Source organism: Bradyrhizobium sp. LTSPM299 (assembly GCF_000938235.1).
Lineage (GTDB): Bacteria > Pseudomonadota > Alphaproteobacteria > Rhizobiales > Xanthobacteraceae > Bradyrhizobium.
The window spans coordinates 19,635-34,291 of record NZ_JYMU01000005.1 but is presented as its reverse complement, the minus strand read 5'-3'; the positions used below and the strand labels follow the sequence as shown (position 1 = coordinate 34,291).

13 protein-coding genes are annotated in these 14,657 nt (G+C 64.2%); 10 read left to right on the top strand and 3 right to left on the bottom strand.

Annotated elements, in window-relative coordinates:
* Positions 1-225: 225 nt before the first annotated feature.
* Positions 226-1,848, top strand: a complete 1,623-nt coding sequence (locus tag UP10_RS00325) for an inorganic phosphate transporter (RefSeq protein WP_044585466.1) — start codon at positions 226-228, stop codon at positions 1,846-1,848.
* Positions 1,849-2,121: 273 nt separating this feature from the next.
* On the top strand, positions 2,122-4,674 hold the full coding sequence (locus tag UP10_RS00320; protein ID WP_044585465.1) for a hypothetical protein: 2,553 nt from the start codon (positions 2,122-2,124) through the stop codon (positions 4,672-4,674).
* A 36-nt stretch (positions 4,675-4,710) separates the two neighbouring features.
* Here the strand turns inward: UP10_RS00320 and UP10_RS00315 are convergent, their stop codons facing one another.
* Complete coding sequence (locus UP10_RS00315; RefSeq protein WP_044585464.1) at positions 4,711-5,883, bottom strand: M20 aminoacylase family protein; 1,173 nt, start codon at positions 5,881-5,883, stop codon at positions 4,711-4,713.
* 168 nt (positions 5,884-6,051) lie between these two features.
* Here UP10_RS00315 and UP10_RS00310 point away from each other — a divergent pair, with 168 nt between their 5' ends.
* The 7 genes from UP10_RS00310 to UP10_RS00280 all read left to right on the top strand — a co-directional run bounded on the left by UP10_RS00310 (position 6,052) and on the right by UP10_RS00280 (position 11,904).
* Positions 6,052-7,671, top strand: coding sequence for a GMC family oxidoreductase (locus UP10_RS00310; RefSeq protein WP_044585463.1), 1,620 nt, complete (start codon positions 6,052-6,054; stop codon positions 7,669-7,671).
* A gap of 7 nt (positions 7,672-7,678) precedes the next feature.
* Entirely contained in the window at positions 7,679-8,581 is a 903-nt protein-coding gene (locus tag UP10_RS00305) for an alpha/beta fold hydrolase (protein WP_044585462.1), read from the top strand.
* 91 nt (positions 8,582-8,672) lie between these two features.
* Positions 8,673-8,939, top strand: coding sequence for a hypothetical protein (locus UP10_RS43850; RefSeq protein ID WP_044585461.1), 267 nt, complete (start codon positions 8,673-8,675; stop codon positions 8,937-8,939).
* A 238-nt stretch (positions 8,940-9,177) separates the two neighbouring features.
* Complete coding sequence (locus UP10_RS00295) at positions 9,178-10,128, top strand: metallophosphoesterase family protein (RefSeq protein ID WP_044537283.1); 951 nt, start codon at positions 9,178-9,180, stop codon at positions 10,126-10,128.
* Between the two features lie 18 nt (positions 10,129-10,146).
* Entirely contained in the window at positions 10,147-10,491 is a 345-nt protein-coding gene (locus UP10_RS00290) for a cupredoxin domain-containing protein (protein ID WP_044585460.1), read from the top strand.
* Positions 10,492-10,585: 94 nt separating this feature from the next.
* Positions 10,586-11,143 carry a sigma-70 family RNA polymerase sigma factor gene (locus tag UP10_RS00285; protein WP_044585574.1) on the top strand — a complete coding sequence of 186 codons (558 nt, stop codon included), beginning with the start codon at positions 10,586-10,588 and terminating at the stop codon, positions 11,141-11,143.
* A complete protein-coding gene (locus UP10_RS00280) occupies positions 11,140-11,904 on the top strand; it encodes an anti-sigma factor family protein (protein ID WP_044585459.1) in 765 nt (254 codons plus the stop codon). Before UP10_RS00285 ends, UP10_RS00280 begins: the two co-directional genes overlap by 4 nt.
* 96 nt (positions 11,905-12,000) lie before the next feature.
* On the opposite strand, the gene UP10_RS00275 is transcribed toward UP10_RS00280, so the two are convergent.
* Both UP10_RS00275 and hpnO read right to left on the bottom strand, forming a co-directional pair.
* Complete coding sequence (locus UP10_RS00275) at positions 12,001-12,453, bottom strand: hypothetical protein (protein ID WP_156179579.1); 453 nt, start codon at positions 12,451-12,453, stop codon at positions 12,001-12,003.
* 56 nt (positions 12,454-12,509) lie between these two features.
* Complete coding sequence (gene hpnO, locus UP10_RS00270; RefSeq protein ID WP_044585457.1) at positions 12,510-13,901, bottom strand: aminobacteriohopanetriol synthase HpnO; 1,392 nt, start codon at positions 13,899-13,901, stop codon at positions 12,510-12,512.
* A gap of 102 nt (positions 13,902-14,003) precedes the next feature.
* Between hpnO and UP10_RS00265 the strand changes: the two genes are divergently transcribed.
* A complete protein-coding gene (locus UP10_RS00265; RefSeq protein ID WP_044585456.1) occupies positions 14,004-14,639 on the top strand; it encodes a DUF2147 domain-containing protein in 636 nt (211 codons plus the stop codon).
* Positions 14,640-14,657 lie beyond the last annotated feature (18 nt).

Sequence of the window (14,657 nt, the reverse complement as noted above, 5' to 3'; positions counted from 1 at the left end):
CGTGCGGCGCGCGACCTCGACCTGGCGGCCCTCCAACTCAAATTCCCAGAGATCGGCAGCGTTCGTTGCTGACGATTGCCGTCCGGAGCCTCCAAGGGCCGGCCATTCAGCTGCACTGCACAAAAACGGGTCGCAAACTGGGGACGGATCGCTTTTACCGGCCGGATTTCAATTGCCTGTCACATGCATCGATCAAAGTCGGGGCCATTGGGACAGGAGTTTACCATGAGCGATATGGCGTTACCCGGCTCGATCGAGCCCGCCTTGAAAAAAGGCCCGGAGCTCGACAAGGGCTTTCATCCATTGACCGGCGTAATCTATTTGGGAGTGGTCGCGGCCGCCCTGTTGTTCGTCGCCTACAGCATTTATGCCGACGTCGATGCCACCGGCACGCGCGTCACGTCGTTGCTGCCCTATCTCATGCTGTTCGTTGCCCTGCTGATCGCGCTCGGCTTCGAATTCGTCAACGGCTTCCACGACACCGCCAATGCGGTCGCCACCGTGATCTACACCCGCTCGCTGCCGGCACACATCGCCGTGGTCTGGTCGGGCATGTTCAACCTGTTCGGCGTGCTGCTCTCCTCTGGCGCGGTCGCGTTCGGCATCGTCTCGCTGCTTCCGGTCGAACTGATCCTGCAGGTTGGCTCGAGCGCGGGCTTCGCGATGGTGTTCGCGCTGTTGATCGCCGCCATCATCTGGAACCTCGGCACCTGGTGGCTCGGGCTGCCGGCCTCGAGCTCGCACACCCTGATCGGATCGATCATGGGTGTCGGCATCGCCAACGCGCTGCTGCGCGGCCGTGACGGCACCTCCGGCGTGGACTGGACCCAGGCGGCCGGTATCGCCAAGGCGCTGCTGCTCTCGCCGCTGTTCGGCTTCGTGCTGGCCGCGGGCCTGCTCTACATCCTCAAGGCCGTGCTGGCGCGCGCAACGCCCGCTCTGTTCGGCGAGCCGGTCGGCGACCAGCCGCCGCCTTGGTGGATCCGGGGCATCCTGATCCTCACCTGCACGCTGGTCAGCTTCTTCCACGGCTCCAATGACGGCCAGAAGGGCATGGGCCTGATCATGCTGATCCTGATCGGCACCGTACCGACCGCCTATGCGCTCAACCGCGCGCTGCCCGACAGCGCGATCGCAGCGTTCACCACGCATTCGACCTCGGCCAGCAAGGTCATTGAAGGCAAGGCCGCCGGCTACAACGTGCTCGGCAACCCACGCCCGGCCGTGACCAACTATGTCTCGCAGCACCAGATCAACGAAGGCACCTATCCGTCGCTGGCGGTGCTGGTTCGCGACATCGGACAGCAGGTCACCCAGTATGGCTCGCTGGCCAAGTTCCCGGCTGACACGGTCGGCAACACCCGCAACGACATGTACCTGGCCTCCGAGGCGATCCGCATCCTGATGAAGGACAAGGAATCCGAGCTCTCCACCGCCGACGTCACCACGCTGAACGAGTACAAGGGCTCGCTCGATGCTGCGACGAAGTTCATCCCGAGCTGGGTGAAGTTCGCCGTCGCCATTGCGCTCGGCCTCGGCACCATGGTCGGCTGGAAGCGCATCGTCGTCACCGTCGGCGAGAAGATCGGCAAGACCCACCTGACCTACGCGCAGGGCGCCTGCGCGGAGATCACAGCGGCCGCGACGATTGCGGCGGCCGACGGTTTCGGAATGCCGGTCTCGACCACGCACGTGCTCTCGTCCGGCATCGCCGGCACCATGGCCGCCAACGGCTCAGGGCTGCAATGGTCGACGATCCGCAACATCGCGATGGCCTGGGTGCTGACCCTGCCGGCCGCGATGATCCTCTCGGGCTCGCTGTACTTCGTGTTCTACCACCTGTTCTAACGCTGACGCTTTCGGCGCCGCAGCACCAAACGGAAAGGCCCGCACGTCAGGTGCGGGCCTTTTTTACTTGTCGGGTAGCGCAGCTCCTCGCCGCCCTGCCAACCGCGCCGATCGACCATTGCAGACGGCGGGGACGCAACACATCCTAAGATTGTATTTTCGCCGACATTGATCTATAATGCGGCCCGACCCACGGCCCTGTCTCGCGGCAGCGCCGGCTTTTTCAGGGTCATATTTTGCAAATGCCGTTCATTGTTGCGCCGGGATGATTTCATGACGATCCCCGTTCAGGCTCCAATTCAGCCCCTTGCCCCCCAGCCTCCAGCGCCAGCCGGATGGCCCATCACCATCGATGTCCCCGCTGAAAGCAAGAGCACGCCGCTCACGCCGGTCCAGACCGGCGACGTGATCTCGTTCAGCGCCACCGGCCGCTGGAAGGACTGGTGGATCAGTTGCGGCCCGGACGGATATCGCAACTTCTTCGCCGATATCATCCGGATCCGGCCGCGCTTTGCCGACGAGAACTGGTTCTGCCTGTGTGGCGAGGTCGAGGGCACCGGCGAACGGTTTGCGATCGGGCGCGGCTGCACCCACACTCTTGCGACATCCGGCAACCTCATCCTGTTCGCGAACGACCGCGACGATCTCTATGGCAACAACTCAGGCTCCGTCAGCGTCACCGCCGACCGCGGCGGCATCGCGCCGAGCCAGGCCGACGCCGATCCCGATGCGTTCAAGGGGCTCACCGGGCGCTGGCGGCTGATCCATCGCACCTTCGACATGACGCGAGGCGTCGGCACGCTGGCGATCCTCGTGCCCGGCGCCTGCCTGATCCTGGCCTTGCTGCCGCAAGGCGTCGACCTGGTCCGCTCGGTCGGCGACGATACGCTTCATGATGCGTCGACAAGCCAGCTCTTCGCGTTCGTTCTCGGACTACTGTTCCTCGGCATTCAATCCTGGCTCTGGCCAAGACTGTTGATCGACTTCAACTATGGAACCGACCGCAGCACCTGGCGTCCAAGGCGGCTTTTGGAATGGGGACCGCGCGTCCTTGGCATTGCTCCCTTCGTCCTGATCTTCATCGCGCTCTATCGGAATCCGCAGTTCAAGCCAGGCCTGCCGATCATTCTGGTCGTCGTCGCCGCGATCTTCCTGATCCTGCTGATCAAGCGCGAGGACTGGACCAAGAAAATGCGCGTTGCGGGACGGATCAGCTTCGCGCGCTGGTGGGTGATCGTCTGCCTGGCCCTTGCGGCGGTGCTGATGGCGGTCGTCAGTCTCGCACCCGTGGCGTTCGGCCATGCACTCGGCGCGCCTGCGGTCGTCTTTGTCGGGCTCGGCCTGATCATCCCGCCGATGATCATCGCAATCCAGAGCGGAACCGGACTTCGTCTGCCGATCGTGGGCAGCTTCCTGCTGGCGGCGGCCTTGTTCAGCCTCTGGATGGACAATCACGAGGTCGGCGGGCGCGCCTTCGAGCGTGGACCGGGGCCGCTCGCCGTCGCTCAGCGTCTTAACCTCGCGGACGCCTATGCACTCTGGAAATCGGGACAGCCCGTTGCGAAAGACGGCAAGCGCCCGATGGTGCTGGTCGCATCCGAAGGCGGCGCATCGCGCGCCGGCGACTGGACTGCCGAGGTGCTGAGTGCGCTGCATGCGCAGAGCGACGGCAAGTTCGCAACCCACCTGTTCGCCATCAGCTCGGTGTCGGGCGGCAGCGTCGGCACCGTCGGCTACTCGGCGATGCTGCATGTCGAGCCGGCCGTCACATCCGCCACGCTGGCAAAGACATTGCCCACCTTCACCAGCCAGGACGCGCTGAGCCCGACACTCGCCGGCACGTTGTTCCCCGACCTGTTGCAACGCTTCCTGCCGCGCGCGTTCCTGCCGGATCGCGCCGAAGCGCTCGAACGCGCCTGGGAGGTCGGATGGAACAACTCCTGTCCTGCCAAAACAGCGAACTGCAAAGATCTGCTGCAGCAGCCGTTCCTCACGCTCCGCCCTCAGGCGGACCAACCGTGGCGTCCGATCCTGATCGTCAACGGCGCGAGCCAAGAGACCGGCCGGCGCATCCTGACCAGCACGGTCGATCTCGAAAAGGCCGTCGACGCGGACGATTTCCACACGATCTTCGGGCACGATATCGAGATGTCCACGGCCATCAGCAATGGAGCCCGATTCCCATGGATCAGCCCGGCCGGCACGCTGCCGCATGCCAAGAGCGTCCCTCAGGAAGATCTGCTCCAGGAACATCTGCTCGACGGCGGCTATTTCGACGCCGCCGGTGTCGCCACCCTTTCAGAACTTGCACAGGCGATCGTGGCGCTGCCGGACGCCAGGGACGACAAGCTCCACTTCATCTTCGTGTTCATCGGCTATGAGGAGGCCACCGCCGACGCCCGTCCGCTGGCCCAGCAACCCGTCACGGGTAGCGTTCCAGCCGCGGGCGCGCCGGCAAAGCCGGCAGCCACATCGGCGCGGACGCCAGAGCAACCCAAACAAAGGAGCCAAGGCGCGCCGTTCCTCAACGAGGTGATCGCGCCGTTGGAAGGGCTGTTCGCCAGCCGAACGGCACATGAGGCTCACATCATGGAGGTGTTCAAGAAAACCCCACCGCTTCCGGCGGACGTCCCCCACGAATTTATCGCGGTCATGCTGTGCAACGGCAAGGTGGACGGCAAGCCCTTCGAGCCCCCGATGGACTGGGCGCTCTCGGGAATGGCGCGCCAGTTCATCCATGACGCGCTGAGCGCCAATTCAAACATCCCCTGCTCCGAGGACAATGTGGCTGCGCTACAGAAGATCAACGGCCTGATCACGAGATGAGACGTGTCAGCTTGCGGTCAGGCCGTAGTGCCGGCCTCACGCCGCCAGCGCGTTCTCCACGATCTTGACGAAGTAGGAGCTGCCGTAAACGATCGCCTCGTCGTTGAAATTGTAGGCGGGGTGATGCAGGCCGGCGCTGTCGCCGTTGCCGCAGAAGATGAAGGCGCCGGGCCGCGCTTCCAGCATGTAGGAAAAATCCTCGCCGCCCATCAGCGGCGGCATTTCGTGCACATTGGCCTCGCCGGCGACGTCCTTGGCGATGCGGGTCGCGAATTCGGTCTGCGAGCGGTGGTTGACGGTGACGGGATAGCCGCGCTTGTAGGTGAGATCGATCCTGGCGCCGGTCAGCAGGGCTACGCCCTTGACCACTTCGCCGACGCGCTTCTCGATCAGTTGCCGGACTTCCGGGGTCAGCGTCCGCACGGTGCCGCGCAATTCCGCGGTCTGCGGGATCACGTTGCGGGCGTTGCCGGCGTGGAATTCGCAGATCGAGATCACGGCGGAGTCGAGCGGATCGACGCTGCGCGACACCACCGACTGCAGCGCCGTGATGAGTTGCGCGCCGACCATCACGGAATCGATGCATTTGTGCGGACGCGCGGCGTGGCCGCCGAGCCCTTCGATGCTGATGTTAACCTCGTCGGTCGCAGCCATGATCGGGCCGGAGCGGATCGCGAACGAGCCGATCGGAATCCCCGGGCCGTTGTGCATGCCGTAGACCTGCTCGATGCCAAAGCGGTCCATCAGGCCGTCCTTGATCATGGCGGCCGCACCTGCCCCGCCCTCTTCGGCCGGCTGGAAGATCACCACCGTGGTACCGGCGAAGTTCCGGGTCTCGGCGAGATAGCGCGCGGCGCCGAGCAGCATCGCGGTGTGGCCGTCATGGCCGCAGGCGTGCATCTTGCCCGGCGTCTTGGAGGCGTAAGGCAGGTTGGTCTCTTCATGGATCGGCAGGGCGTCCATGTCGGCGCGCAGGCCGATCACCTTGATGTCGCCGCTGCCGGCCGGCTTCTTGCCCTTGATGACGCCGACCACCCCGGTCTTGCCGAGCCCGGTCACGACCTCGTCGCAGCCGAACTCCCGCAGACGATCGGCCACGAATGATGCAGTGCGGTGCACATCGTAGAGCAATTCGGGGTTTTCATGGATGTCGCGGCGCCAGGCCTGGATGTCGGGTTGCAGATCGGCGACGCGGTTGACGATGGGCATGGGAATTCTGGCCTCAGGGGTTGGACTGCTAGAGCCTGTCTAGCATGCAAGGGCCGGTCCACCCAACAGCCCCCAAGCGGTACCGCCCTGCCTCTGGCGCCGGGCTTGTCCCGGCGGGCCGCGTCTGACTAATACGGACCCAACAAGGACGACTGCCGGGAAACGACCATGCCGCGAAGGCTCGAGGGTGATTTCGACTACATTATCGTCGGCGCAGGCACGGCAGGCTGCATCATGGCCAACCGCCTGTCCGCCGATCCGAAGAAGCGCGTGCTGCTTCTCGAAGCCGGCGGCAACGACAACTGGATCTGGTTTCACATCCCGGTCGGCTATCTCTTCGCGATCGGCAATCCGCGCTCGGACTGGATGTTCAAGACCGAGGCCGAGCCCGGCCTCAACGGCCGCGCGCTCGCCTATCCGCGGGGTAAGGTGATCGGCGGCTCGTCGGCGATCAATGCCATGATCTCGATGCGCGGCCAGCCCGCGGATTACGATCACTGGCGCCAGCTCGGCCTCACCGGCTGGAGCTACAGCGACGTGCTGCCGGCGTTCAAGCGGCTGGAGGACCACTTCCTTGGCGAAAGCGAGCATCATGGTGCCGGTGGCGGCTGGCGCATCGAGGCGCCGCGATTGTCGTGGAAAATCCTCGACGCGGTCGGCGATGCCGCGGAAGAGATGGGCATCAAGCGCATCGGCGATTTCAACACCGGCGACAACGAAGGCACCAGCTATTTCCACGTCAACCAGAAGCGCGGCCGGCGCTGGTCGTCGGCGCGCGGCTTCCTCAAGCCGGTGCTGAACCGCGCCAATCTGCGGCTCGAGACCAATGTGCTGGTCGACCGCTTGGTGATTGAGAGCGGCCGCGCCACCGGCGTCGAGTTCCGGCAGGGCAACGAGACGATCGAGGCCCGCGCCAAGGGTGAAGTGATCCTCTGCGCCGGTTCGATCGGATCGACCCAGGTGCTGCACCGCTCCGGCATCGGCCCGTCCGAATGGCTGTCGCCGCTCGGCATCGACATCGTGCTCGACCGCCAGGGCATCGGCCACAATCTGCAGGACCATCTGCAGCAGCGCGCGATCTACAAGGTGTCAGGCGTCCGGACGCTGAACGAGACCTATTACAATCTGATCCGCCGCGGCCTGATGGGCCTCGATTATGCGCTGCGCCGCCGCGGTCCGCTGACCATGGCGCCGTCGCAGCTCGGTATCTTCACGCGCTCGGATTCCACGCGGTCGCGCGCCAACATCCAGTTCCACGTGCAGCCGCTGTCGCTCGACAAGTTCGGCGATCCCTTGCATCGTTTTCCCGCGATCACGGTGAGCGCCTGCAATCTGCAGCCGACCTCGCGCGGCACGGTGCGGATCCGCTCGGCGGCACTCGACGACAAGCCGTCGATCGCGCCGAATTATCTATCTACCGACGACGACCGCCAGGTCGCAGCCGACGCGATCCGCACCACGCGGCGGCTGATGAAGCAGACGGCGCTGGAAAAATATCACCCCGAGGAGTTCCTGCCCGGTCCCTCCGTCGGCGACGACGATGCGTCGCTGGCGAAGGCCGCCGGCGACATCGGCACCACGATCTTCCACCCCGTCGGCACCGCGAAGATGGGGATCGCGAGCGATCCGATGGCCGTGGTCGACGAGCGCCTGCGCTTCTACGGCCTCGACGGCCTGCGCATCGCCGATGCCTCTGTGATGCCGACCATCACCTCGGGCAACACCAACACGCCGACCGCGATGATCGCGGAGAAGGCGGCGGCGATGATCTTGCAGGACGCGCGGTAGCAAGCCGATGGCTCCCCCGACACGACTGTTCGTTGGTGACGCGAGTGCACCGATCGCCTTGGCGCGGTGGGGCGAGCCGGCTTCGGGCAGGCCGCCAGTACTACTGCTGCACGGCACAGGCTTCGTCGCCGAGGTGTGGACCGAGGTGGCGGAGGCACTGGCCGTCGACTACACGGTGTACGCACTGGACCGCCGCGGTCATGGCCTGAGCCACAAACCATCAGCCGACCGCTTTCACTTCCAGGATTTCGCCGAGGACCTTTGCAGAGTTGTCGATCAACTCGATCTTCATGACATCTACGGCATCGGCCACAGCGCCGGCGCCACCGACCTGCTGCTGGCGGCGAAGCTGCTGCCCGGACGCTTTGCGCGCTTGTTCGTGATGGAGCCAACGGTGATGGATCCACACGCGCCGCGCAGCGAGGGCTTGAGCGCTATGTCAGAAGCGTCGGTGCAGGGCGCGCTGCGCCGCCGGGCGGAATTCGAGAGCGCGGAGGTCCTGTTCCAGCGGCTACGCACCGCACCTGCGTTTGCGCCATGGACCGAGCCATCGCTGTGGGCCTATGTGCATCACGGATTTGAGCGGCTTGGCGATGGCCGCGTGCGGCTGCACTGCACGCCCGAAATCGAGTCCGCACTGCTACTGCCGATCTTCCAGGCCATGGAGCAGATCTACACTTGCGACACCCGCGGCAATCCCTTTGCGTGGCTGTCCGACATCGACTGCCCAGTCTGCATCGCCACCGCCGAGCAATCATCGCCGGTCTACCAGGAGATGGCCGCGCGCGCCGCAGCGCTGATGCCGCACGCCAGCCGATGGACATTCGACGGTGTCGGACATTGCGTCGCGCAGGAGGCGCCGGAACTCCTGCTACAGGCGCTCAGGGCATTCAGCACGCAGGCGGATTAACGCCGCCTTCGGAGGCGGTTGAACACCAAAGAAAACGCCGTCCCCTTGCGGGGACGGCGGCACGCCACTCACGCAGTACTGAAGCGAATCAATGGTGACCGTGGTGCTCGGCGTGGTGCCGGCTGGCCTCGGTGTGGTGATGCTCGGCGTGGCTGGCATGACCGTGGGCGCTGTGGGCGTGGTGCGCCGCCTTGTCGTGATCGCCGGCCTCGTGGTGCTTGGCGGCTTCGCGGTGATGCTTGGCAGCATGCTCGTGATGTTCGGCCGCCTTATGATGATGATCAACGCCTGCGTGGTCGCTCATGTCGCTCTCCCGGTGTGGCGATTAAAGTCCGGCATCCTTACGCCGGGCCGCTGACACTGTGCTGACGGTTGCACGACAGCTTTGTTGCAGCCGTTCATAATCGGAGGGGCACCGTCGGACCCGGAGGCAATCCGGGACGTGCCAGGAGCGGCGAGTGCCTCATTTGGCAACGCCCCTCACGAAATCGTCATCGCGCGCGCTGCCCTCCCCGCGGCCGGCGGGAATAAACCCCCACGCCCGCCAATAACGTCTCCGGAAACCCCAATCTCTGGGCCCCACGGGAGACTTTGCCATGAGCGGACACGATCACGACCATCACGATGAGGACAAAGGCGTCAGCCGGCGCAAGGTGCTGGAATGCATGACCTGGGCCGGCACCGGCGTGCTGTGGACAATCACCGGCGGCGTGCCGCATTCGCTCGGCATTGTCGGCTCGGCCGCGGCCGCGGAGCCGGCCGGCATGACGTTCATGCAGATCAGCGACAGCCATGTCGGCTTCGACAAGCCCGCAAATCCGAACGCCAACGGCACGCTGGAAGAGGCCATCAACCAGGTCCGCGCGATGCCGATCAAGCCGTCCTTCATGATCCATACCGGCGACATCACGCATCTGTCGAAAGCCAAGGAATTCGACGATGCCGACCGCATTATCTCGCAGAGCAAGCTCGACGTACATTATGTGCCCGGCGAGCACGACTTCATCGACGAGGAGGTCAAGCTCTACAAGGAGCGCTATGGCAAGGGGACCAAGGGCGCCGGCTATTATTCCTTCGATGCCGGCGGCGTCCACTTCGTCGGCCTCGTCAACGTCGTCGACCTCAAGGGCGGCGGCCTCGGCAATCTCGGTAACGAGCAACTGGAATGGCTCGAGGACGACCTCAAGGGCCGCTCGAAATCGACGCCGATCGTGCTGTTCGCCCACATCCCGCTGTGGACGGTGTATCCGCAATGGGGCTGGGGCACCGAGGACGGCGGCCGCGCGCTGGAATACGTCAAGGGTTTTGGCTCCGTCACCGTGCTCAACGGCCACATCCACCAGGTGATGCAGAAGGTCGAGGGCAACGTCACCTTCCACACCGCGCGCTCCACCGCCTTCCCGCAGCCCGCGCCCGGGGCTGCGCCCTCGCCCGGCCCGATGAAGGTCGAGGATGCCAAGCTGCGCAGCATGCTCGGCGTCGCCCACATCAACTTCAAGCAGGGCACCGAGCGCCTCGCCATCATCGACACGCCGCTGCAGGGCTGAGAGAAGGACGACTGAGCCATGAGTTCGATCAATCGCCGCGACTTCGGCATTGCCGTGGTCGCGACCATGCTCCTGCCTGTCTCGATGGCCCGCGCCGAAGACACCGCGGCAAAAGCCGATGGCGTTGCAGTCCATATCGACAACTTCGTGTTCGAGCCGGCCCAGCTCAATGTGAAGGTCGGCACCACCGTGACCTGGACCAACCGCGACGACATCCCGCATACCGTGGTGTGCGCGGGCAAGTTCCGGTCGAAAACGATGGATACCGACGGCAGCTTCTCGTTCACCTTCACGGACCCGGGCGAATACAAGTATTTCTGTTCGCTGCATCCGCACATGACAGGCACTGTCAAGGTTGGGTAACGTGTCCAGCCATATCATCACAACCATGCCCGGCCAGTGGCCTTCCGCCGCCGGCCGGGCGCCAGCCGTCTCAGGACATGCCGGGCAGGACACGATGGTCGTCAATACGTCGCAAGACGATCCCGAAAAGGCGCGGCGCTTCCGCGAGGCCGCGCTGCCCTATCTCGACGATGCCTATACACTGGCGCGCTATCTGTTGCGCGATGCAGCCGACGCCGAGGATGCGGTGCAGGACTGTTACTTGCGCGCCTACAAGCATTTCGACAGCTACCGGGGGCCGGCGATGAAACCGTGGCTGTTCGCGATCCTGCGCAATGTCTGCCGCGCCGAATTTGCGCGGCGCAAGACCGCCCCCACCGCCGTCGAGGAGGTGCCGGAGAGCGCCGAGCAGGCGCCGATGTGGCACGAAACCCCTGACAACCCCGAACGGCAGATGCTGAGACGTTTCGACGGCGACATCGTGCGCAAGCTGATCGCCGCACTCGCCGAGCCGTTCCGCGAGACTTTCGTGCTCAGGGAAATCCAGAATCTTTCATATCGCGAGATCGCCGATGTCGCCGCCGTGCCTGTGGGCACCGTGATGTCCCGCCTCGCGCGCGCCCGCGCCATGCTGCGAACGGCCTGGCTTGCGGAACAGGAGCAAGTGAAATGACATGCGAGGAAGCTGAAGTGCTGCTTCACGCGCTGATCGACGGCGAACTCGATGCCGGCCATGCGCGCGAGGTAGAAACTCATATCGAAGGTTGCCCGCATTGCGCTGAGCTGATGCAGGAGTATCGCGAGATCAGCCAGGCGATGGCCGCGACCGACCTGCGCTACAAGGCGCCGCTCGAGCTGCGCCGCAGGATCGAGAAGGCGTTGCCGCAACCACAGGCCGCCCCGAGCCGCCGCTCCGTGCTCCGCGGCTTCGCGATGGGCTCCGCGGTGTCGGCGATGGCCGCGACCGGCCTCGTCGCAATCGTGCTGCGCAATGACGACGCACAGCGCATCGAAGCCGAGGTGGTGTCGGCGCATCTGCGCTCGCTGCAGGCCGGCCACCTCATCGACGTGGTCTCGACCGACCAGCACACCGTGAAGCCGTGGTTCAACGGCAAGCTCGACGTCTCGCCGCCGGTGATCGACCTCACCGCGCAGGGTTTTACGCTGATCGGCGGCCGGCTCGATTACGTCGATGCGCGCGCGATCGGCGCCGTGGTCTACCGGCGGCGCCAGCACGTCATCAACTTGTTCGTGGCGCAGACCGCGAACACCGAACGCCATGCGGCGAAGATCTCGACGCTGCAGGGCTTCAACATCCGCCGCTGGAGCGACCACGGCCTGAACTACTGGGCCGTCAGCGACATCGGCGCCGACGAGCTCACGGAATTCGGCGACAAGTTCGAGACCGCGATGCAGGCGAACAAGGAGGGGTGAGATCAACTCGTAGCCCGGATGGAGCGCAGCGTAATCCGGGGTTTTCGAAACTTGCGAGGCCGTTTCGGATTTCGCTGAGCTTCATCCGGAGCTCGTCTAGTCGCACACCGGGTATGACTGTTGACGGCCAACGATCCTGGGCAGGCGGAAGGTCTTCTCTCCCTTCCGGTTTGTCCAGTTGCTGTTGTCGAAACTGCCGGTCAGCGCTTGTGCCGCTATCTTTCCCCTAAACGTCGCGACTGGTTCGTTGGAATCTCCAGCCGCAACCTTGAAGAGGATGTCCCCCTTTTTCGGATCGACGGTCGCCGTTCCAATCTGGGGTTTACCGAGTTCCCCTTCGGCCATTTGGTAGACGACATAGTCTGCGTCCTTCAATCGAAGCAGAACAACGCGTGTCCCAAGGAGGTCGCCCTCCGCAGGATGATAGCAGACGTCGGAGTAAATGGCGAAGCCACTGTCCTCGGGCGGCGCGGCGTTGGAAACCGTCGTGGCGATCAATGAGATCGCACCAATGGCGAACAGGACGCGCAATGTACGGGAGATCGACATACTGCTGCACGCCATGGCGGATTGCGCGACGTCAACCCGCCCTACGAATGTAATGCTTACGCCGACTTGCGCACCGCGTTGTCGACCAGCGTCTTGCCGAGCGACCAGATCGCGCCGGGGACCTTGTGGCTACCGGCGATCACCTCGTCGAACGCCTTCTCGATCCAGCTGCAATCTTCCTCGGTGATGACGAGCGGCGGCAGCAGCTTGATGGTGTGACTGCCGTGGCCGGCGACTTGCGTCAGGATCTTGTGGTCCTTGAACAGCGGCACGGTGATGAGCTGGCAGAACAGGCCCTTGTTGGCGGTCTCCAGCAGATTCCACGACGCCTTCAGCCGCAGCGATTTCGGCGGACCGAATTCGACGCCGATCATCAGGCCCTTGCCGCGGACTTCCTTCATCAGCTCATAGCCCGGCACCATGCGCGTCAGCGCAAGACGCAGCTCGGCACCGCGCTTGGCGGCCTGCTCGACCAGCCTCTCGGCCTTCATGACGTCGAGCGTTGCGATGCCGGCGGCCATCGCCAGATCGTTCTTCGCAAAGGTCGAGCCGTGCACGACCGCACGATCCATCTGGTTGAAGATCTTGTCGAAGATGTTCTTGCGCGTCAGCAGCGCGCCGATCGGCACGTGTCCGCCGGACAGCGCCTTGGCCAGCAGCACCATGTCGGGCTCGATGCCCCAATGCTCGACCGCGAGGAATTTTCCGGTGCGGCCGATGCCGGTCTGGATCTCGTCGGCGATGAACAGCGTGCCGTATTTGCGGCACAGCGCCAGCGCGCCGGGCAGGAACTCGTCGGTGGGCATGTTGACGCCCTTGCCCTGGATCGGCTCGACGATGAACGCGCCGACCTGTCGCGACGACAAAGCTTTTTCGAGCGCTTCGAGATCGTTGTAGGGAATCGCCGTGCAGCCCGGCAGCAGCGGCTCAAAACCACCGCGGAAATTCGTATCGTCGGTCAGCGACAGCGCGCCATAGGACAGGCCATGGAACGAATGCGTGCAGTAGACGATGCCGGGACGACCGGTCGCGCCGCGCGCGAATTTGATCGCGGCCTCGACGGTTTCGGCGCCGGAATTGGCGAAGAACACCTTGTCCAGATATGGTACATGTTCCAGCAGCCGTTCCGCGAGAACGCCGGCCAGCGTGGAGACATCCAATTGCACAAGATTTGGCAGATCGGCGTCGAGCACGCTCTTGAGCGCCGTGCGCAGCGCCGGATGATTGCGACCAATCGCAAAAACGCCAAATCCGCTCAGTAGATCGAGGTAGCGGTCGCCATGACGATCGAACAGGTATTGACCCTGCCCCTTGCGAAAGCCGACATCGTAACCGATTGTCTTGAGAACGCGAACGAGCTGCTCGTTGAGGTGACGCGTGTGCATGGCACCGCGCTGCCCTTCCCGCTCCACAAAAATCTCGGAAACGTCTAAATTGGAACTTACCATTCGTTACATACGTCGGTTGATGGCCATCTCGTCAACTTAAAACGCTCGAACAGCGGCGTTTTGCCCCCGCTCGGATCGTCCACTTAAGCACAGGTTTGGACCATGTTGCACTGCCCAAGAAGCTTCGCGCGCACAATAGCCCTTTCAGGTTTATTTTTGGCCACCGTAGTAACACCGGCGTTGGCCGCAGATCCGACCGGCGACTGGAAGGTCGCGGACGGCGTTGCCACCATCCGAGTCGCCCAGTGTAGTGGCAACATGTGGGGTGCGGTCTCCTGGGAAAAAACCCCCGGCGGTACAGATAAGAACAATCCCGATCCGGCAAAGCAAACCCGGCCGACGCTCGGCATGGCGATTCTGATCGAGATGAAGAGGAAGCCCGGCGTCGATGCGTGGGAAGGTCAGGTCTACAACGCCAAGGACGGCCAGCTCTACAGCTCGACCATCAAGCCCGTTGGCACCGACCAGCTCGAGATCCAGGGCTGCGTGCTCGGATTCCTCTGCGGCGGCGAGACCTGGACCCGCGTCAGTCCGCCGATCCCGCTGAGCGTTGCCGGCAATCCGCCAAAGCCGGGCGCGCCCAAATCGGCGGCAACGCCGCCGGCTCCAAGAACCACAGGCTCGGTGGCGCCTGCCACCAAACCGGGTCAGAAGCAGGCCGCCAACGCCAATGCGTCAGCCGACATCGGCGATATCTGTCTGCTTCCCGAAATCGCGCATCCGATGCCAACGCGTTAGCGCGGCGGGTCGGCAACG